The sequence below is a fragment of the Kocuria sp. KH4 genome (genome assembly GCF_053711175.1).
On sequence record NZ_JBSJYX010000007.1, the window covers coordinates 1 to 19,191 of the forward strand.

A 19,191-nucleotide genomic window follows, 5' to 3' on the forward strand; every position below is an offset into this window, starting at 1 on the left:
GGGGGGGGGGGGGGGGGGGGCGGTGCGCCCTGCGGGCGGGGCACCCCGACGCGGCCACCGGCATCCGCCGGGATCACGGCCGACCCCGGGGATGCGCGGCGGTGGGTGGTCCGGGGCGCGGCGGGGCCCCGGCGGGATACTAAGATCTTCGTTCGGTGGTCAAGCAGCCGGCTGCCGGGCGGCATCCCGTGCCGCCGCACCTCACCTGCTCCCGCTCCCGCCCACCGCGGGAGGCCGGAACCCGCACCACCGGGTCCCGGCAGCGCAGGAAGGACCGTCCCCAGATCGCCGGCAGATGCTCCTGGCGATCTCCGCCGCGGCGTGCTGCGCCCCTGAACCACCACGGAACACGACACATGACTGACCCCCGCACGCGGGAAACCGCCCGCGACCTGATGCACGAGCTGCTGCTGGACAGCCCGGACATCACCGCTTTCCTCACCCGGTTCACCCAGACGATGGCCGCCACCGTCGCGCACGGCCCCGAGGAGGTGTGGTGCGCGGTGACGCTGCTGCGGGAGAAGAAGGCCGCCACGGTAGCCTCCTCCGACCCCCGGGCCGCTGCCCTGGACGAGATCCAGTACACCTGCGGGGACGGCCCGTGCATGACCGCCGCCCGGACGCACACCCTGGTCCACGTCCCGGACGTGACCGTCGAGGACCGGTGGCCCGGCTACACCGACGCCGCCGTCGCCGCCGGCATCGGCTCGGTGCTCGGGGTCCCCTTCGAGCTCGACGACGAGGCGAGGGCCGCGCTGAACGTCTACTCCGGCCGGCCCCACGCCTACGGCGAGGCCGACATCGGGGCCGTCGTCCACCGGGTGGGCCTGGCCTCCAGCGCGCTGCGCCTGGCCGTGCGCCTGGCCCGCCACCGCGACGCCGAAGCGGACCTCGCCGCGGCCCTGGCCTCGCGCACCACCATCGACCTGGCCGTCGGGATCGTGATGGCCCAGAACCGGTGCCCCCAGGAGCAGGCCGTCGCGATCCTCAAGACCGCCTCCAGCCACCGCAACATCAAGCTGCGGGAGCTGGCCGCGGAGCTGGTGGCCACCGTGAGCAGCGGACCGGCCTCCACCCACTTCGAGCGCTGACCCCCCGGGCCGGGGCGGAGCCGGCCTCCCCGGCCCGCCGGCGGCGCGCACCGGGGCCTGTCTCAGGCCCGCAGGGCCTGCTCGTAGACGGCCCGGGTGCGCCGCACCATGGCGTCGACGGTGAACTCCTCCAGGTACCGGCTGCGACCGGCCGCACCGTAGGCCGCGCGCAGCCGGCGGTCCCCCAGCAGCAGGGCCACGGCCGCGGCCAGCTCGTGCGGGCTCCCGGGCGGCACGAGGATGCCGGTCCGGCCATGGGCCACGACCTCCGTCGAGCCGATGACCCGGGTGGCCACCACCGGCAGGCCGGCCTCCATCGCCTCCAGCAGGGCCAGCGGCATTCCCTCGGAGCGGGAGGGCAGGGCGAAGACGTCGGCGGCGTCCAGCAGCATCCGCGCGTCGGCCCGGTGGCCGGGCAGGTGCACCGTGCCGGTCAGCCCGCGGGCGGCCACCAGGGCTTCGAGCTCCTCGCGCAGCTCGCCGTCCCCGAGGATCACCACGTGCAGGCGCGGACAGCCGGGGGCGAGCAGCGCCGCGGCCTCGACGAGGTGCCGCTGCCTCTTCATGTGCGTGAGCCGACCCGTCGAGAGCACGACCGGGTCGTCCGGCCGCAGGCCCAGCGCGGTCCGTGCGGCACGGCGTCCCGGAGGGTCCCGGCGGGGCCGGACCCCGTTGGGCACCGTCACGAAGTGCTCCTCGCCCACGCCCCGCGCGGTGTAGGTGTCCCGCACCCCCTGGGACACCGCGATCCGCCAGTGCGCGTACGACGTGTTCCGGACCAGCATCTCGGCCTTCGCACGCCGGTGGAGCAGGAACGGGTAGTGGTGGGTGATGCCCACGGCGGGGACGCCGGCGGCCCGTGCCAGCCGCAGCCCGTCCGGGTCCTCCCAGCCCCACCCGGCGTGGCAGTGGAAGACGTCCACCGGGTGGGCCTCCAGGAAGCCGCTGACGATCCCGGGGTAGGCCGGGTCGTGGGGGCTGGGCAGCGCCACGGTGCGGGCCCCGCAGTCGGCGGCGGCGTCGAAGAGCCACCGGGCGCGCTCGCTGGTGCGGCACAGCACCGTCACGTCCATGCTCCCGGCGAGACCCTCGACCAGGTCCAGCATGTGCACGCCCATCCCGGAGGGGTTCGCGGAGCGGGTGTACAGGCAGACAGAACGCCGGGCCTGCCCCGCGGCCCGGACGGTGCGTGCTTGCCGGTGCGGCTCCGTCGCCGCGGCGTCCTCCATGCGCGCCACCCTAGCGGCAGCCTGCCGCCGGCACACCCGGCCCCGGGCGGACGACGGTCACGGCACGGGAGCGCCCCGGTCCCGCACCGGCGGGACGGAGGTGCCTCAGGCGGGGTCCGACCACGCCACGGACAGCCCCTCGCGCTGCCCGAAGCGCTCCAGGTGGGACCCGACCACCTGCTGGACCCGCTCGAGCCCGTCCGGGGTGGCGGAGCGGGCGCGCAGCTCCAGAGCGCGGTCCCCGGCGAGGAGCAGGCAGCTGCCCACGGCGAGGACGACCCGCGGGCCGTCGGCCTCGTCGCGGATCTCGGCCTTGCGCCCCAGGTGGGAGGCGAGCTGCTTGGCGTACCGGGCCGCCGACCCGGTGGCCACGGTGGCGTGGGCGCGGTGGTCCGTGGTGGCGGTGCGCAGCGAAGGGGTGGTCATGGACGGTCTCCTCGGTGGTGGACGGCGCCGACGCCGCCGGGACGGCAGGAGGGCGCGGGTGCGGCAGGGGCGGGGGAAAAGGGACGGCGGGAACAGGGGCGCCGAACCGCCACGACCCCATTACGTCAAGCAAGTGTTCGCTAATCCCGGTTCGACTGCTACAGTCTGCCACAGCGAGGAAGGAAAGGCTTTCCTAACCCGCCTCGTGCAACACCCGACCGGGGGCCACGCCGTGGCTCCCGGGGCGGCTCCGTTGCGGCTGGACGACACCCGGGGCGCGCTGGCCCTCGCCACCCGGCGCCCCCGGGGGTCGTCCAGCCGTGACCGGACACCGCAGGAGCGAGGAAGGGAGCCGCCGTGGGATCGGCCAAGGTCTCCGTGGTCGTGCTGATCGACCTGGACGGCACGCAGGTGCGCCTGGTGGTCACCGGCCCGCTCACCCTGGACACCCAGGCCACCCTGCACCCGCTGATCCGCCGGGCCCGGGCCCTGACCCCGGCCACCCGGGTCGTCGTGGATCTCACCGGAGCCCGGATCACCGAGGCGGACGCCCTGGACGTCCTCGTCCACCGGGCGCGCGCCGGGCACACCGGGCACCCCTCCCGGCAGGTGCGCTTCACCCTGCCGGCGGCGATGACCCGCACCGACGCGGAGGATCTGGAACGGCTGCGCGCCGAGCAGCGCTCCTGGACCGCCCCCGGTGGGCCGCTGCCGCCCGGCCCGGTGCACAGCATCGGCTCCGCCCCGGCGCGGCCCCACGCCGTCCCGATCACCGCCCCCGTGCGCGAGCGCCGCCCCGCGGCCTTCCCGCCCCGACGGACCCCCGCCGCGCGCGACCACTCCTCCGCCACCACGCCGCAGCCGGCCGCCGGCGCCCAGCGCACCACCGCCGCTGCGCCCGCCACCGGCGTCGTTCTGCCCTTCCGTCCCCCTCCACGTCGGCGCTCTTCCTCCACGCCGCGCCTCGCGCCGTCCCCGCCCGGGGGCGTCGGCCCCGATCAGGGCGCCTGAGCGGGCCCACCGCCACGGCGACCCGGCGATCGTCGTCCCGATCCGATCGAGCCCCAGGAGCACCATGAACCCGTTCGACGACCCCCACGCCGAGATGCGCGTGGTGCTCGACGGCCACGGCCATCCCAGCCTGTGGCCGGCCGCCCTGCCGGTGCCCTTCGGCTGGACCACGTCCCGGTGCCCCGCACCGCGCCCGGAGGCGCAGAGCTGTCTCGACAGCCTCCGGCACGAGGCCGTCCTCGGCGACGACCTCCGCTGAGCCGCGGCGCGCAGCACCGACCCGTCCCACCCGCCGACCCGTCCCCTCCGCCGACACAGGAAGTCAGGACCATGTCCCAGCACGCACCGATCGCCGTCACCGCAGCCCTGACCGCACTGCTGCTGGCCGGCTGCGGCACCGGGGACCCGCCGCCCCCTGCCCCCGGAACCACCGCGGGAAGCACCACGGCCACCTCGGGGGCGGAGATCGCCCAGGGCGTCGTCACCCAGTACACCGTGCTGGACGCGGAAGTCGAGGCCGAGGGCGGCCGCACCACCTCCGGGGACTGGGAGGTGGCCTACATCGTCGAGCCCGCCGAGGCCTGGTTCGAGCCCACCGGCGGGGAGCCGAACCCGCGCGAACCGGCCGCGGGCGAGACCCACCACCTCGAGATCATCCCGATGGACGCCGCCACCGGCCGCATCGTTCCCGACGTGCCCGTCCGCCTGGAGGTCCTCGACGAGGCCGGGGAGGTCGTCGACGAGCAGGACCTCATGTTCTTCCACGCCGAGTTCTTCCACTACGCGCACAACTTCAGCGTTCCCGAGGCCGGCGAGTACACGCTGCGCGCGACCCTGCAGCCCCCGCCCTCCCCCCGGCACGGGGAGAGCCCCGAGGAGCTGACGCTGCTGGAGCCGGCGACCGTCACCTTCGAGAACGTCCGCCTGGAACCGGCGGCATGAGCACGTCCTGCCGTCCGGCGGGAGCAGGGCGGTCGGGCCGTCGGGCACCGGGACCAGCGCGGACGGCTCCGGTGGCAGCGCTCCCCACCCGTCGTGGCGGCGCCGCACGAGCCCCGCACCGGCCCCCGCTCATTAGCGCACGGGTGCGTACGCTAATGCCTCGTGGCCGTGTTACAGTTCACCCGAAGTAAGGGCATCCTTACCTTCGTCCCGCCGGGCTGTCCGGCCCGGGCCGCCCGTGATCCGGGCGGCTTTCTGGTGCCGGCCGGTCGCCCCCGGTGCCCCGGACCCGCACTCGAGCCACCCCGTCGATGGCGCAGGTCCGCGCTCGGAGCGGCCTCCTCCGGTGGGGCCCGTCTGGCCGGTGCGGCCGACGGGACCCGGCACGGTCGACGCCGATCCGCCGGTCCCTCGCCTGCGGTCCCCGGACCGCCCGCTCCCCACGCCGCCGTGCCTGCCCTGCCCGGCACGCCTCCACTCCGAAAGGCCACCATGCCTCGCCCTGCCAGACTCCTCACGCTCTCCACGGCCGCCCTGCTCACCCTCGGCGTCGCCGGCTGCTCGGCCTCGTCGTCCGCACCGACCGAGGAGACCTCGGCGGGCGGGGACTGGACCCCGGTCACCATCGAGCACGCCCTCGGCACCACGACCATCGAGGAGAAGCCGGAGCGGGTGGCCACGGTGAACTGGGCCAACCACGAGGTGCCGCTGGCCCTCGGCGTGGTCCCGGTCGGGATGGCGGCGGCGAACTTCGGCGACGACGACGGCGACGGGGTGCTGCCGTGGGTCGACGAGAAGCTCGAGGAGCTCGGCGCGGAGACCCCGGTGCTGTTCGACGAGACCGACGGCATCGACTTCGAGGCCGTCGCCGACACCCGGCCCGACGTGATCCTTGCGGCGTACTCGGGGCTGACCCAGGAGGACTACGACACCCTCAGCGAGATCGCCCCGGTGGTGGCCTATCCGGAGACCGCCTGGGGCACTCCCTGGCGGGAGATGATCGAGCTCAACAGCCAGGCGCTGGGACTGGCCGAGGAGGGCGAGCAGCTGATCACCGACCTGGAGCAGGAGATCACGGACACGGTCGCCGAGCACCCGCAGGTCCAGGACACGTCGGCGATGTTCCTCACCCACGTGGACAGCACGGATCTGAGCGAGGTCAGCTTCTACACCACCCACGACACCCGGGCCATGTTCTTCGAGGACCTGGGGCTGACCACACCGGACAGCGTCGCCGAGGCCTCGGCGGCCACCGACCAGTTCTCCCTGACCCAGAGCGCCGAGCAGGCCGACGCCTTCAACGACGTCGACGTCATCGTGACCTACGGCGGGGACGAGCTGGTCGCCGCCCTGAAGGAGGACCCGCTGCTGTCCCAGATGCCGGCGGTGGCCAACGACGCGGTGGTCAACCTGCCCGGGGACAACCCGATCGGCACCGCGGCGAATCCGACGCCGCTGTCGATCTCCTGGGTGCTGGAGGACTACCTGTCCCTGCTCGAGACCGCCGCCGACCAGGCGCCGTGACCGACACCCGCACCGCACCGCCGGTGGCCGCCCCCGCTGCGGGGCGGCCACCGGCGGTGCCTGTCGGCTGGACCCTGGTGCTGCTCGGTGTCCTGGCCGCCCTCGTGGTCGCCTCGGTCACCGTCGGATCCCGGGACGTCTCGCCCGCCGACGTCGTCGCCGCCCTGGGCGGCTCGACCGAGGGCTTCGACCAGGCCGCCGTGGCCAAGCGCGTCCCCCGCACCGTGCTGGCGCTCCTCGTCGGCGCCGCCCTGGCCGTGTCCGGGGCGGTCATGCAGGGGGTCACCCGCAACCCCCTGGCCGACCCGGGCATCCTGGGCGTGAACACCGGGGCGTCCCTGGCCGTGGTCACCGGCATCGCCTTCTTCGGCCTGACCACCGCCACCGGCTTCATCTGGACCGCGATCGTCGGCGCCGCCCTCACCGCCGTGCTGGTCTACACCATCGGCTCACTGGGGCGCGGCGGCGCCACCCCGCTGAAGCTGGCCCTGGCCGGGGCCGCGACCTCGGCGGCGCTGACCTCGCTGATCAGCGCCGTCGTGCTCGGGCGCAACGACATCACCGACGGCGTGCGCTCGTGGCAGATCGGCGGCGTGGGCGGCGGGAACCTCGCGAGCATCCAGCAGGTCCTGCCCTTCCTCGCCGCCGGGTTCCTCGTCTGCCTGCTCTCGGCCCGCGGACTGAACTCTCTGGCCCTCGGCGACGACCTCGCGGCGGGACTGGGCGTGCGCGTGGCCACCGCCCGGGCCACCGCCGCCCTCGGGGCCGTCGTGCTGTGCGGAGCCGCGACCGCGGTGACCGGGCCCATCGGCTTCGTGGGCCTGGTCGTGCCCCACGCCTGCCGGCTCGTCGTCGGGGTGGACCACCGGTGGCTGCTGCCCTACTCGGCCCTCGCCGGCGCGGCCCTGCTCACTGCGGCCGACGTCCTCGGCCGGATCGTCGCGCGCCCGGCCGAGATCGACGTGGGCATCGTCACCGCCCTGATCGGCGCCCCCGTCTTCATCCACATCGTCCGCCGACAGAAGGTCCGCGCCCTGTGACCGCCCAGCCGACCGCCACGAGCCGCACCGTGGCCCACCACCGCACGCGCCTCACCCGCCGGTACCGCACCGTGAACCTCGTCCTGGTCCTGCTGATCCTCGCTGTGCTGGCCCTGACCCTGATGGCCGGGCAGACCTTCTACACCCCCCAGCAGGTCCTTCGAGTGGTCCTCGGGGAGGAGGTGGCCGGGGCCACCTTCACCGTGGGGCGCCTGCGGCTGCCCCGGGCCGCACTGGCCCTGCTCGTCGGGCTGTGCTTCGGACTGGGCGGCGTGACCTTCCAGACCATGCTGCGCAATCCGCTGGCCAGCCCCGACATCATCGGCATCAGCGCCGGAGCCAGTGCCGCCGCCGCCTTCGCCATCGTCACCCTCTCCCTGGGGGCCACCGCCGTGTCGGTGTTCGCGATCGCCGCCGGCCTGGCCGTCGCGCTGCTGATCTACCTGCTGGCCTACCAGGACGGCGTCGCGGGCACCCGGCTGATCCTGATCGGCATCGGCATCGCCGCGATGCTCGACAGCATCACCGCCTACGTCCTCACCCAGGCCGCCCAGTGGGACCTCCAGGAGGCCATGCGCTGGCTCACCGGCAGCCTCAACGGCACCTCCTGGGGGCAGGTCACCCCCGTCCTGACCGCCCTGCTCGTCCTGGCCCCGGTGCTGCTGAGCCAGGCCCGGAACCTGTCGATGACCCAGCTGGGCGAGGACACGGCCGCGGCCCTGGGCGTGCGCGTGGAACGCACCCGCCTGATCGTCATCGTCACCGCGGTGGGCCTGATCGCCTTCGCCACCGCCGCGGCCGGGCCCATCGCCTTCGTCGCGTTCCTCTCCGGGCCCATCGCCGCCCGCGTCGTCGGGCCCGGCACCTCGCTGCTGGTGCCCTCGGCCCTGGTCGGGGCGCTGCTGGTGCTCGTGGCCGACTTCACCGGCCAGTTCGCCTTCGGCGCCCGCTACCCCGTCGGGGTCGTCACCGGAGTGCTCGGGGCCCCGTACCTCGTCTACCTGCTCATCCGCACCAACCGCGCGGGAGGATCCCTGTGACCACCACCCACACCCTGCACGTCGAGGACCTGAGCCTCGGCTACGGCGACCGCACCGTCATCGACCACCTCGACCTGCGCGTCCCGCCGGGCCGGGTCACCGCCATCGTGGGGCCGAACGCCTGCGGCAAGTCCACGCTCCTGCGCTCCCTCTCCCGGCTGCTGACCCCGCGCACCGGACGCGTGGTGCTCGACGGCAAGGACGTGCACCGGATGCCGGCCAAGCAGCTGGCCCGCACCCTCGGGCTGCTCCCGCAGTCCCCCGTCGCGCCGGAGGGCATCACCGTCGCCGACCTCGTCGGCCGCGGCCGCCACCCGCACCAGGGCATCCTCTCCCGCTGGAACACCGCCGACGACGACGCCGTCGCCGCCGCCCTGGACGCCACCGGCACCGCCGCGCTGGCCGAACGCCCCGTCGACGAGCTCTCCGGCGGCCAGCGCCAGCGCGTGTGGATCGCCATGGCCCTGGCCCAGCAGACCGATCTGCTGCTGCTGGACGAACCCACGACCTTCCTCGACGTCAGCCACCAGGTCGAGGTCCTCGACCTGCTCACCGACCTCAACCGCGCCCGCGGCACCACCATCGTGATGGTCCTCCACGACCTCAACCTCGCCGCCCGCTACGCCGACCACCTCATCGCCCTCAGCGCCGGCCGGCTGCACGCCGCCGGGCACCCCGACGACGTGCTCACCGAGGACACCGTCCGGGCCGTCTTCGGCCTCGAGAACCAGGTCATCACCGACCCCACCTCCGGCCGACCGCTCATGCTCCCGATCGGGCGCCACCACAGCACGGCACCCGTCCTCGCCGACAGCGGGAGCCCGTGAATCCCGGCACGACGCGCCGGCCGCCCCCCCGCCGTCGGCGGGCGCGGGCTCAGCGCTGCGGGAGCAGCTCCTTGCTGAAGACCGTGCGGCCGAGACCGTCGCGCAGGCTCACGGTGAGGACGTCGTCCCCGTCCAGCTGTGCGTGGCCGAAGAACTGGAACCGGCCGTCGCGCGGCGAACCCCCGGTGGGACCGGCCTTGGCGAAGACCTGGTGCGGGCCGAAGGTGCCGTCCAGCTCGTTGGGCCCGAACGTGCCGGCGTTGATCGGCCCGGCCACGAACTCCCAGAACTCGTCGAAGTCGGTGAAGGCCGCCCGCTCGGGCGCGTAGTGGTGGGCGGCGCAGTAGTGGACGTCCGCGGTCACCCACACGACGTTGCGCACCCCGGCGTCCTTGAAGGCCTTGAGCACGCGGGCCAGCTCGAGCTCGCGGCCCAGCGGAGCCCCGTCGTCGGCGTTGCTGATCGACTCCTGGGCCTTCCCGTCGGGGACGACCACACCCAGGGGGAGGTCGGCGGCGATCACCTTCCAGGTGGCGCGCGATGACGTCACGCCCTGGACGAGCCACTGCACCTGCTCCTCCCCCAGCAGGGGCGTGGCCTTCTCCTCCGTGCCGGCGGTGTTCTCACCCTTGTACGTGCGCATGTCGAGGCAGAAGACGTCCAGCTGCGGGCCGCGCTCCAGCCGGCGGTAGATGCGCTGGTCCTCGAAGCCGGTGGTGCCCGGGCGCAGCGCACGGGCCTCGCCCAGCGGCTGGTACTCCTGCCAGGCCCGGCGTCCGCGGGCGGCCAGGGTGTTGACGTCGCGCACGGTGTAGCGGTCGTCGTCGAGGATCTCCCCGGCCCACCAGTTGTTGGTGGTCTCGTGGTCGTCCCACTGGGCCACCACGGGCACGTGGGCGTACATCGCCCGCACGTTCTCGTCCATGAGGTTGTACCGGTGGCGGGCCCGGTACTCCTCCTGGGTCTCGGCGACCTTGGTGACGCCCTCCGTCACCACGTTGCGCCAGACGCGTCCGTCCGCCTCGGTGACCTCCGCCTGGATCGGCCCGTCGGCGTAGATGGTGTCCCCGGAGTGGATGAAGAAGTCCGGGTCCAGGTCGTGCATCGCGCGGTAGGTGTACATCCCGCCGATGTCGGGGTTGATGCCCCAGCCCTGGCCGGCGGTGTCGCCCGTCCACACGAAGGACTGGCCGCGGCGACCCGCGCCGTGCCCGCCGGCACCGCCCCGTCCCCGGCCGCCCGGCGCGGTCCGGAACGTGCCGTGGTGGACGTCGGAGAGCACGCCCTCCTCGTCCTCGAAGCGCACCTCGAGGGCGAAGCGCGTGCCCGCGGGGAGATCCGTGGCGCCGATCTTGACGGTGTGGTCGGTCGCCTCGCCCACCCACCCGGAGGTCAGGGTCCGCTCGAACCCGCCGCGGCCGCGGACGGGCGCGCCCTCGGCGTCCACGGCGCGCAGGCGCGCCACCATGCGGCCCGTGCCGTCCGTGCGAGACCACAGGATCGCCGACGAGGACGTCACGTCGCCGGTGGCGATGCCGCTGGGCAGGTGCAGGCGCCGGCGCACCAGGCCCGGGGACGACGGACGGGCCGGCACCGCGGGGCCGGCGGCGGAGGCCGCGGTCGTGGCGGCGACGGTCAGGGCGGTGGACGCGAGGGACCCCTGGAGCAGTCCTCGGCGGGAGAAGGTAGCCATGCCCCCGATCCTGCGGCCCCCGTCTGACCCGGGGTTGAACGTCCGGCGACGTTCCGTCGACCGGTGCAGAAAGCCGACGGGACGGCCGCCGGGACCTCCCGTGGCCCGCGGGGTTCAGGGGGTGCGGGCCGCGCCGGCAGCGCGGTGGCCGCGGGGAGTGTCGGCCGGGGCCGCACCGGTGCGGTGCTCGGCGTGCGAGAGCGCCTCGGACAGCAGGCGCTCCACGTGCGGGTCGGTGGCCCAGTAGTAGGCGAAGGTGCCCTGCCGCCGGCTCTCGACCAGTCCGGCCAGGCGCAGCTTGGCCAGGTGCTGGCTCACCGCGGTGGGGGCGGCGCCGACCAGTGCGGCCAGGGCGTTGACGCTGGACTCGCCCTGGAACAGCGCCCAGAGGATCTTCACCCGCGTCGGGTCGGAGAGCATGCGGAAGGTCTCCGCGGCGATCCGGGCATGCTCGTCGTCGGGGGCGGGGTGGACCAGCTCGTCGTGCACGGGATCATCCTACCCACGCAGTTGTACCTGCGTATCTACGTAGATACGCTGGCACGATGACACCCGCCCGGTCGGCCCACCCCCACGACCACAGCCACGCCCACGCCCACAGCCACGGTGACGACCACGGTCACGACCACGGTCACGACCACGGTCACGACCACGGCGAGGGGCACGCGCACCACGGCGGCTGGGCCCGGCTCAAGCACGCCCTGGTCCCGCACAGCCACGACCACACCGAGGCGATCCGGTCCGCCGAGCAGGCCAGCTCCATCGGCATCCGCGCCGCCTGGTTCAGCCTCGCCGGGATGGGGACCACGGCGCTGCTGCAGATCGTCATCGTCTGGCTCAGCGGGTCGGTCGCCCTGCTCGCCGACACCGTGCACAACCTCGGGCACCTCGCCACGACGATCCCGCTGATCATCGCCTTCCGCCTCGGCCGCCGGCCCCCCACCCGGAGCTACAGCTACGGATTCCGGCGCGCCGAGGACCTGGTCGGCCTGCTCATCGGGGCCGTCATCGCCGTCTCGGCCGTGCTCATCGTCTGGGAATCGCTGCGGGCGCTGAGCACCCGGCAGGACATGACCCACCTGGGCTGGGTCCTGGCCGCCGCCCTCGTCGGGGCCACCGGCAACGAGGTCGTGGCCCGCTACCGCATTCGGGCCGGGCGCCGCATCGGCTCGGCCGCTCTGGTCGCCGAGGGCCAGCACGCCCGCACCGACGCCCTGACCTCCCTCGCCGTGGTGCTCGGCGTCGTCGGCGCCTGGCTGGGGCTCCCGTGGGTGGATCCGGTCGTCGGCCTGGTCATCGCCGCGGTGATCACCGCGGTGCTGGTCGGTTCGATGCGCACGGTCGTGCGCCGGCTCATGGACGGGGTCGATGCCGGGACCTTGGACCTCATCGAGCACGAGGCCGCGGTCGTGCCCGGCGTGGCCTCGGCGGGCCGGGCCCGGGCCCGGTGGAGCGGGCACCGCCTGGAGGCCGAGGTGGGCATCGCCGTGGACGGCACCCTCAGCGTCCGCGCCGGCCACGACCTCGCCCGCACCGTCGCCGAGCATCTGCGCCACCATGTGCCCCATCTGCAGCAGGCCACCGTCCACGTCACCCCCGCCCGGACGGAGACCACGGCCCCCTGAGCCCTCCGCCCGCCCGGGCCCTCCGCGTGCGGCGGCTCCCGGACCCGGCGGCACGGTGACGGCGGCACGCCGTCGATCCCGGACGGCCCGGGCGGCGGAGCCCCCGCCGACGGCCGGGCCGCGGGTCACAGCCGGTCGATGAAGTTCCCGACGTTCTCCCAGGTCCAGGACTCGCAGCGCGCCGGACCCATCTCCACCGGCTTCGCCCGGTGCCCGGCCTCCACCCACAGGCCCAGCAGCGGCTTGCCCGCGTCCACCGCGCACCGGATCTGCCACAGCGCCTCGGCCGAGCCCGGTGTGCAGCCGCCGATCAGCGCGATCACCCCGTCGCAGTCGCGGATCCGCTCCCGCACGTCCTTCTTCCACGCCCCCGGGCACGTCCCGTCGCCGGGGGCGTCCAGGATCCGGGCCTGGTCCCCCGCCCGGGCCCACTGGGTGGTGAACAGATCGCGGAACAGCTCGTCCTGCTCCGCGAAGGCCAGAAAAACGGTCTTCGGCGCCATTGCCGTCAACTCCCCAACTTCGAGCGGCGGTACTGATGAGGGCCACCCTATGGCGTGGAGCACCCGGCCGGCTCGCCGCCGAGCAACATGCCTTAACGCACGGGCCCGCACCACGTGACCGGCCCGCCCCGCCCCTGCCGTCGGGATCGTGGCGCCGGTCCTCGACCGGTGCCGGGCCGAGGCCGACGCGCGGCGGGCCCGGCGGTGGGCGCCCACCGCCGGGCCCGCCGGGCGCCGCAGGTCCGTCTCAGCCGCGCACGGAGCCGGAGCTGAGCCCGGCCACCAGGTAGCGCTGGGCGACGAAGGCGAAGAGCATCACCGGGATGGTCAGCAGCACGGCGGCCGCGCCGGCCTGCTGCAGCATCGGCAGGGTCTGCCCGAGCTGGGTGGCGACGAACACCGGCACCGTGCCGGCCTCGGTGTTCGTGAGCACCACGGCGGTCAGGTACTCCTGGAAGGCGAAGAAGAACACGAAGATCGCCGCGGTGAGGATTCCCGGCCCCAGCAGGGGCACCATGATCCTGGTCAGGATCTGGTGGCGCCGGCATCCGTCCAGCATCGCCGCCTCGTCGAGCTCGCGCGGGATCGCGGCGAAGAAGTTGCGCAGCAGCCAGATCGTGAAGGGCTGGTTGATCGCCACCAGGGCCATCGCCAGCACGAACCGGGTGTCGTAGATGCCCAGGCTGCGGGAGATGTCGTACATCGGGAGCACGATGGCGAACCGGGGCAGGGACCGGAACACCAGCGCCAGCAGGAGCAGCGCGATGGACACCCACCCGGGAAAGCGCGACAGGGCGTAGGCGGCCGGGATGCCCAGCACCAGGGCCACGAGCGTGCTGACCACGGCCACCACGAACGTGTTGAGCAGGTACCGGTAGAAGTACGTGGTCTGCCACAGATCGGCGAAGGCCTCGAGGGTGGGCGCGTAGGTCAGCACCGGGGGGTTCACGAAGGCCACGCTGGTGGGCTTGGTGACGGACAGGACGGTCCACAGCACCGGCAGCAGCATCAGCACGCACACCAGGGTCAGGAGCACGGCGCCGATCGGGCCCAGCCCGGTGCGGGCCAGGGGTCGGCGGGCAGGAGTTCTCATGCTTGCCTCGCCTCCCGGACGACGTCGCGCAGGAACGGGTAGAGCATCACCAGGATGACGACGATGGTCAGCACCGACAGGGCGCTGCCCAGGCCGAGGTCCTGCCCCCCGTCGCGGAAGGCGATGTTGAAGATGTAGAGCATCACGGATTCGTTGCCCAGCTGCACCGCCTGCGGGGACAGCGGCACGAGGTTGTCGAAGACCCGCAGGATGTCCATGATCGAGATCAGCCCGACGAAGCCGATCACCCCGCGGATGGACGGGACGATGATGCTCCAGTGCGTGCGGAGCGGACCCGCACCGTCCAGCTGCGCGGCCTCCAGGACGTCACGGGGCACCCCCTGGAGCCCGGCCAGCAGGATGAGCGTGGCGAAGGGCAGCATGGACCAGATCACGTTCAGCGCCACCATGATGCGGTTGGGCCAGGTCTGCACGTACCACAGCACCTCCTCCCCGGTCAGCCAGCTCAGGGCCAGGTTCACCACGCCGCCGAAGTTCTGGTCGAACAGCCAGGAGAACATGGTGGCGCCCACCACGTTGGGGATGACGTAGGAGATCAGCAGGATCCCCAGGACCACCGGGCGCATCCGGCCCAGCCGGTTGACCGCGGCCGCCAGCACGTAACCGGCCACCAGCAGCACGGCGGTGACCACCACGGTGAGCCCGGCGGTGAACACCAGCGCCCGGCCGAACCGGGGGTCCGTGAACGCCTGGGCGTAGTTGTCCCAGCCCACGAACTCCCCGGCGGAGCCGTAGTCGACGTCCTGGAAGCTCCACTTCACCGTCAGGTACAGCGGGACGACGAGCAGCCCCACCATCACCGCCGCGCTGGGACCCACCAGGCCGTAGAACTCGCGTCGGCGCATCACGGCCGGCACCCGGCGCCGGGCGCACCCCGACCGGAGGGCCTCACCGGGTGTCCTGCAGGATGCGCTGCGCGGCGTCCTGCATGCGCCCGGTGGCGTCCTGCGGCTCGGCGCCGCCGGTGAGCACCTCGGCCACCACCGGGGTGATCTCGTTGCTGATCAGCGAGGTGTAGGGGTAGGGCTCGGCGGGCGGGGCGTTGTTGATCGCGTCGTTGGCGGCGTCGGCGTAGGGCGAGTTCTCGGGGGTGACGACCCCCTCCCGGGCGGGGTAGGCGGCCGGGACCGCGGCCTCGGAGGCCTCCTGGCCGACCGAGACGGCCATCAGCTGGAACAGCAGGTCGGGGTCCACCTCGGTGTTGGCCGGGATCGACCAGCCGTCCACGGACAGGGCGCTGTACTGCTTGCCGCCGGCCTCGACCGCCGGCGGTGCGGCGAAACCGATCTGCTCCGCGTACTGGGAGTTGTCCGGGTTGGTGAGGTCGCTCATCCGCCCGGAGAACATGATGGAGATCGCCGCGTCCCCGTTGTACATCTGCTGCTGCACCGCCGGCTGGTCGAAGGTCGTGACCTGCGGGTCCATGTAGGGCAGCAGCGACTCCAGCTCCTCGAACGCCTGGGTGGCGGCCGGGGAGTCGAAGTTCGCCCGGCCGGCCTCGTGATCCACGAAGTCGGTGCCCAGCGAGCCCAGGGCCGCGTCGTAGGCGGTGACGATGTCCGAGCTCGCCAGCCACGGCAGGGCCACGGGGTGCTCCATCACCCCGGCCTCCTGGATCGCCTCGGCAGCCTCGCGCAGTTCCGCGAACGTGGTGGGGGCCTGCAGCCCCAGGTCCTCGAAGATGTCCTCGCGGTAGGCCATGACGAAGACCTGCGCCTGCATCGGCAGGGCGTAGAGCTCACCGTCGTAGGACATCGCCTCGAGCATCTGCTCGTTGAGCCCGTCCAGCCCGTACTGCTCCTCGTACTTCTCGAACAGGTCGTTCAGCGGCAGCAGCTTGCCCTCGGCCGCGTAGGTGGGGATCACGAACCCGTAGGTCTCCACGATGTCGAAGGTGCCCGAGTCCCCGGCCAGTGTGGCCTGGGTGCGCTGGACCTGACCGGCGAAGTCGATGGGATCGTGCTTCAGGGTCAGCCCGTCCTGGGTGCAGCTGGAGACCATCGTGTTGGTGAACGGGTCGATCGCCGAGGAGTTGTAGGCCAGCACATCGACCGCGGTGTCCCCCTCCGGGATCTCGATGTCGCAGGAGACGTCCTCCCCGCCACCGCTCTCGGCCACGCGGGAACCGGCGCCGCACCCGGACAGGACCGTCACCGCGGCGGTCAGGCCCACGGCCAGCTTCAGGGATCTGTTGCGGAGGGGCATATCAGGGCTCCAATCGGAAGCAGGGAACGAGACCACAGCCGGCCTCGACGCACCACGAGCACCACCCTAGGGCCACTGCCCAGCAACCGGGTCCAGGACCCACCACTGGCGCTGCCGGTGCCATGACCGTCAGCGCACGCCCCACGCGTGGCGAGGGAACGCGCCGGCACACGGGCGGCCAGGACAGCGCCGTTCCGCACGCCGACGGCGACGGCACCTTCCGGGCCGACGCCTCCTTCCGGAGGCGGCAGGCCGGGGGCACCACCGGTCCCAGCACGTGGACCGGAGTCTAGGGCCCGACTCCGACAACCGCTTCCGCCGCATCCCCGCCGCGGACCGGAGCCGGCGGGACCGGTCCTGGTCCGGGACACCGGGGTCCGGGTGCACTGCCGGTGCTCCCCACACGGTCGTCGGGCCGGACATCCCGTCATCTCGACGTCACGACGCCGGCGGGACGTGTCGTCCAGACGTCGATCCGGAGAACATCCGGTGCGGCGATCGAGGACCCGGCGGAGGGCTCCTACGCTCGGAGAGCACCCCGCATCGGGCCGGACCTCGGGACAGGAACACACATCGTGAGCACCGCAACAGCCGATCAGCACCGGGACGTCCTCGACCGGTGGGTGGCGTCCTTCAACGCCCACGACGCCGTGGGCGTGGCCGCCCTCTACGGGCGGGACGCCTGCGTCGCGCATTCCTCCTACCGCCAGCCGCTGCGGGGGCGCAAACCGATCCAGGACGACATCCGGGCCTACCTGGTCGCCCTGCCCGACGCGAGCGCGGAGCTGCACCGCGCCGTCGTCGACCGGGACGGCGCGGCGGCGCAGGTGGCGGTCCGCGGGGTGCACGCCGGGCCGCTCGTCCTGGCCACCGGGACGCGGCCGCCGACGGGGCGGCCGCTGCACTTCACGGTGGCCCTGTTCTGCCGGTTCGGGCCCCAGGGCGAGATCATGGAGGAGCACCGCTACTGCGACGTGGACGACATCCGGCGCCAGCTCGGCGACGAGGAGCACCAGGGATAGGTCCCGTCCGGCGCGCGTCGTGGGCCCACCCGGCGGGGCGCCCTGCACGGCTCCCTCGTGGTCCTCGCCGGAGGGGCGGCGCCTCAGTCGTGGGCGCGGGGCCGCAGGAGCGCATGGGCCTCGGGGGTGGTCAGCGCCGCCACGGGCAGCTCCGACGGCCCGCTCGCCGAGGCCCGCAGTCCGTCCAGCACGATCCCCGGATAGCGGCGGTACAGCTGATCGGCCTCCTCCCGCCCGTCGGGCACCGTCCCGTCCCGGACCGTGCCCGAGACGGTGGTCAGCGCGATCTGCAGGAGGACCAGGTCGGCGCCGGTGACGTCGGCGCGCAGCGCCCCGGCCTTGCGGGCCCGGTCGGCGACCTGGTCGACCAGGGGGTCAGCCGGTCGCACTGCCGGTCGTAGTAGTCCGGCCACGTGCGCCCGGCCAGCACCTCCCCCATGCCCCGGTCCCCGGCCTGGGCCGCCAGGGAGCGCTCGAGGGAGACCACCAGCCCCTCCCACGGGTCCGGGGCCGCCAGCGCCGCACGCAGGATCGTCTCCAGCTCGTCGACCTGCTGCTGCCAGATCGCCTCGATCAGCTCCTCCTTGTTCGCGAACCGCCGACGGGCCGTGCCCACCCCACCCCGGCGTGGCGTGCCACGTCGTTGAGCGTGGCGCCCAGCCCGCGCTGGGCGAACAGCTCCCGACCGGCCGCGACGAGGCGCTCACGATTGCGGGCGGCGTCCCTGCGCAGTGTCTGGTCCGTCATGCCCCCAGTCCATAAGTGGATTCCTTGTATCCGGTTGCCTGCTGGCCTCGTACCAGTGGGGTGAGGGCCGCAGGAGCACCTTGGACGAGCCGGTGCTGTCGGGCATCGCCGACGCCCACGGCAGGAGCGCGGCCCAGGTCATGCTGCGCTGGCACCTGCAGCAGGGGCGGTGGGTGCTCCCCAAGTCGGTGCACGCCGAGCGGATCGCGGAAAACATCTCCGTGTTCGACGTCGACCTCACCGCCCGGGAACTGGCGGCCATCGACGCCCTCGACACCGGGGTCCGCGGGGACCGGAGCCGGCTGCGGTCACCCTCGAGGAGTACGGGTGGGACGTCCCCGAGGTCTGACGCCGGCGGTCCGCGGCCGGCGGCGGGCAGCGCCGGGCACTCCGCACGTCACCGCGGCCGCAGTGCTGGGGGACGCGGGGTGCCCCGAGCGGAGGCGCGCCCTCGGTCACGTCCTCGACGGTGTGCCGCGGGCGTCCCGGACGCGGGGACCGGTGGCGGCATACGGCGATGCGGACAGGTGTGCCCGGCAACGCCGCGCCAGGCTCTTGCTCAGCCCGGTGCGCCGGGCGAGGTCCGCGGGGTCCGGGACGCGTCGTCCGGCCACGCGGTCGGCCTGGAGGACACTGGCCACCCGCTGGACGGCCCACCCGGGGAGCGCCTGCCGGGTCATGCCGGCACCCCCTCAGCGGTCCCGGTCCTCCGGGGGTCCAGCAGCCAGGGGCGGTGGGTGGCGGCCCACCGGCGGGTGGCCCCGACGTCGCGGTGCAGCTGCTCCACGAGTGCCTCGACGGAGGGGAAGCTCTGCTGGCCGCGCAGCTTGACGGACAGCTCGACGCGCAGGGTGCGCCCGTAGAGGTCGCCGGTGAAGTCCAGGAGGTGGGCTTCGAGCAGCCGGGGGCCCTCCCCGGTGTAGAAGGTCCGGCGCCGGCCGACGGACACCGCCGCGACCGTCCACGCCCGGGAGTCGACCCGCACCGGCGCCGCCCACACCCCGTCCACGATTCCCGGCCCGCGGATCGCGAGGTTGGCGGTGGGGAACCCGATGGTCCGGCCCCGGGCGTCCCCGTGCTCGACGATGCCTTCGACCACGGTCATGGCTGTCTCTCTTTCTGGGAGGTGGGGGCCGTGGTGCGCGACGGGCC

General features: G+C 73.8%; 21 protein-coding genes and 1 pseudogene. 11 read left to right on the top strand and 11 right to left on the bottom strand.

Annotated features, from left to right (window positions below):
* Positions 1-356: 356 nt before the first annotated feature.
* Positions 357-1,091 carry a GAF and ANTAR domain-containing protein gene (locus tag ACWCOM_RS06990; RefSeq protein WP_454548023.1) on the top strand — a complete coding sequence of 245 codons (735 nt, stop codon included), beginning with the start codon at positions 357-359 and terminating at the stop codon, positions 1,089-1,091.
* Positions 1,092-1,153: 62 nt separating this feature from the next.
* On the opposite strand, the gene ACWCOM_RS06995 is transcribed toward ACWCOM_RS06990, so the two are convergent.
* Positions 1,154-2,320 carry a glycosyltransferase family 4 protein gene (locus ACWCOM_RS06995; protein WP_454548024.1) on the bottom strand — a complete coding sequence of 389 codons (1,167 nt, stop codon included), beginning with the start codon at positions 2,318-2,320 and terminating at the stop codon, positions 1,154-1,156.
* Positions 2,321-2,425: 105 nt separating this feature from the next.
* A complete protein-coding gene (locus ACWCOM_RS07000; protein WP_454548025.1) occupies positions 2,426-2,746 on the bottom strand; it encodes a DUF2218 domain-containing protein in 321 nt (106 codons plus the stop codon).
* Between the two features lie 357 nt (positions 2,747-3,103).
* On the opposite strand from ACWCOM_RS07000, the gene ACWCOM_RS07005 reads away from it, so the two are divergent.
* The 7 genes from ACWCOM_RS07005 (at position 3,104) to ACWCOM_RS07035 (ending at position 9,130) form a co-directional block, all read left to right on the top strand.
* Complete coding sequence (locus tag ACWCOM_RS07005) at positions 3,104-3,757, top strand: hypothetical protein (protein WP_454548026.1); 654 nt, start codon at positions 3,104-3,106, stop codon at positions 3,755-3,757.
* 64 nt (positions 3,758-3,821) lie between these two features.
* Positions 3,822-4,016, top strand: coding sequence for an MbtH family NRPS accessory protein (locus tag ACWCOM_RS07010; protein WP_454548027.1), 195 nt, complete (start codon positions 3,822-3,824; stop codon positions 4,014-4,016).
* Between the two features lie 71 nt (positions 4,017-4,087).
* Positions 4,088-4,699 carry an iron transporter gene (locus tag ACWCOM_RS07015; RefSeq protein ID WP_454548028.1) on the top strand — a complete coding sequence of 204 codons (612 nt, stop codon included), beginning with the start codon at positions 4,088-4,090 and terminating at the stop codon, positions 4,697-4,699.
* A gap of 492 nt (positions 4,700-5,191) precedes the next feature.
* Positions 5,192-6,223: an iron-siderophore ABC transporter substrate-binding protein gene (locus tag ACWCOM_RS07020; protein ID WP_454548029.1), complete on the top strand. Its 1,032-nt coding sequence runs from the start codon at positions 5,192-5,194 to the stop codon at positions 6,221-6,223.
* Positions 6,220-7,263: a FecCD family ABC transporter permease gene (locus ACWCOM_RS07025; RefSeq protein WP_454548030.1), complete on the top strand. Its 1,044-nt coding sequence runs from the start codon at positions 6,220-6,222 to the stop codon at positions 7,261-7,263. Before ACWCOM_RS07020 ends, ACWCOM_RS07025 begins: the two co-directional genes overlap by 4 nt.
* A complete protein-coding gene (locus ACWCOM_RS07030) occupies positions 7,260-8,303 on the top strand; it encodes a FecCD family ABC transporter permease (RefSeq protein WP_454548031.1) in 1,044 nt (347 codons plus the stop codon). The genes ACWCOM_RS07025 and ACWCOM_RS07030 overlap by 4 nt, the downstream gene beginning before the upstream one ends.
* Positions 8,300-9,130, top strand: a complete 831-nt coding sequence (locus tag ACWCOM_RS07035; RefSeq protein WP_454548032.1) for an ABC transporter ATP-binding protein — start codon at positions 8,300-8,302, stop codon at positions 9,128-9,130. The genes ACWCOM_RS07030 and ACWCOM_RS07035 overlap by 4 nt, the downstream gene beginning before the upstream one ends.
* A gap of 49 nt (positions 9,131-9,179) precedes the next feature.
* Here ACWCOM_RS07035 and ACWCOM_RS07040 read toward each other — a convergent pair whose 3' ends face one another.
* Both ACWCOM_RS07040 and ACWCOM_RS07045 read right to left on the bottom strand, forming a co-directional pair.
* Positions 9,180-10,823 carry an alkaline phosphatase D family protein gene (locus ACWCOM_RS07040; RefSeq protein ID WP_454548033.1) on the bottom strand — a complete coding sequence of 548 codons (1,644 nt, stop codon included), beginning with the start codon at positions 10,821-10,823 and terminating at the stop codon, positions 9,180-9,182.
* Between the two features lie 114 nt (positions 10,824-10,937).
* A complete protein-coding gene (locus ACWCOM_RS07045) occupies positions 10,938-11,312 on the bottom strand; it encodes an ArsR/SmtB family transcription factor (protein WP_454548034.1) in 375 nt (124 codons plus the stop codon).
* Positions 11,313-11,368: 56 nt separating this feature from the next.
* On the opposite strand from ACWCOM_RS07045, the gene ACWCOM_RS07050 reads away from it, so the two are divergent.
* Positions 11,369-12,448, top strand: a complete 1,080-nt coding sequence (locus tag ACWCOM_RS07050) for a cation diffusion facilitator family transporter (protein ID WP_454548035.1) — start codon at positions 11,369-11,371, stop codon at positions 12,446-12,448.
* A 125-nt stretch (positions 12,449-12,573) separates the two neighbouring features.
* Here ACWCOM_RS07050 and ACWCOM_RS07055 read toward each other — a convergent pair whose 3' ends face one another.
* From ACWCOM_RS07055 to ACWCOM_RS07070, 4 genes are all read right to left on the bottom strand, one after another.
* Positions 12,574-12,951, bottom strand: a complete 378-nt coding sequence (locus tag ACWCOM_RS07055; RefSeq protein WP_454548036.1) for a hypothetical protein — start codon at positions 12,949-12,951, stop codon at positions 12,574-12,576.
* Between the two features lie 247 nt (positions 12,952-13,198).
* Positions 13,199-14,044 carry a carbohydrate ABC transporter permease gene (locus tag ACWCOM_RS07060; RefSeq protein ID WP_454548037.1) on the bottom strand — a complete coding sequence of 282 codons (846 nt, stop codon included), beginning with the start codon at positions 14,042-14,044 and terminating at the stop codon, positions 13,199-13,201.
* A complete protein-coding gene (locus ACWCOM_RS07065) occupies positions 14,041-14,910 on the bottom strand; it encodes a carbohydrate ABC transporter permease (protein ID WP_454548184.1) in 870 nt (289 codons plus the stop codon). Before ACWCOM_RS07065 ends, ACWCOM_RS07060 begins: the two co-directional genes overlap by 4 nt.
* Before the next feature lie 43 nt (positions 14,911-14,953).
* On the bottom strand, positions 14,954-16,270 hold the full coding sequence (locus tag ACWCOM_RS07070) for an ABC transporter substrate-binding protein (RefSeq protein WP_454548038.1): 1,317 nt from the start codon (positions 16,268-16,270) through the stop codon (positions 14,954-14,956).
* Positions 16,271-16,845: 575 nt separating this feature from the next.
* Here ACWCOM_RS07070 and ACWCOM_RS07075 point away from each other — a divergent pair.
* Entirely contained in the window at positions 16,846-17,292 is a 447-nt protein-coding gene (locus ACWCOM_RS07075; protein WP_454548039.1) for a nuclear transport factor 2 family protein, read from the top strand.
* Between the two features lie 83 nt (positions 17,293-17,375).
* On the opposite strand, the gene ACWCOM_RS07080 is transcribed toward ACWCOM_RS07075, so the two are convergent.
* Both ACWCOM_RS07080 and ACWCOM_RS07085 read right to left on the bottom strand, forming a co-directional pair.
* Positions 17,376-17,681 carry a hypothetical protein gene (locus ACWCOM_RS07080; protein WP_454548040.1) on the bottom strand — a complete coding sequence of 102 codons (306 nt, stop codon included), beginning with the start codon at positions 17,679-17,681 and terminating at the stop codon, positions 17,376-17,378.
* A 184-nt stretch (positions 17,682-17,865) separates the two neighbouring features.
* Complete coding sequence (locus tag ACWCOM_RS07085; RefSeq protein ID WP_454548041.1) at positions 17,866-18,039, bottom strand: TetR family transcriptional regulator; 174 nt, start codon at positions 18,037-18,039, stop codon at positions 17,866-17,868.
* Between the two features lie 140 nt (positions 18,040-18,179).
* Here ACWCOM_RS07085 and ACWCOM_RS07090 point away from each other — a divergent pair.
* Positions 18,180-18,254 (top strand): annotated as a pseudogene (locus ACWCOM_RS07090) (hypothetical protein); the annotation flags it as partial.
* Between the two features lie 461 nt (positions 18,255-18,715).
* Here the strand turns inward: ACWCOM_RS07090 and ACWCOM_RS07095 are convergent.
* Complete coding sequence (locus ACWCOM_RS07095) at positions 18,716-19,144, bottom strand: riboflavin kinase (RefSeq protein WP_454548042.1); 429 nt, start codon at positions 19,142-19,144, stop codon at positions 18,716-18,718.
* Between the last annotated feature and the right edge of the window lie 47 nt (positions 19,145-19,191).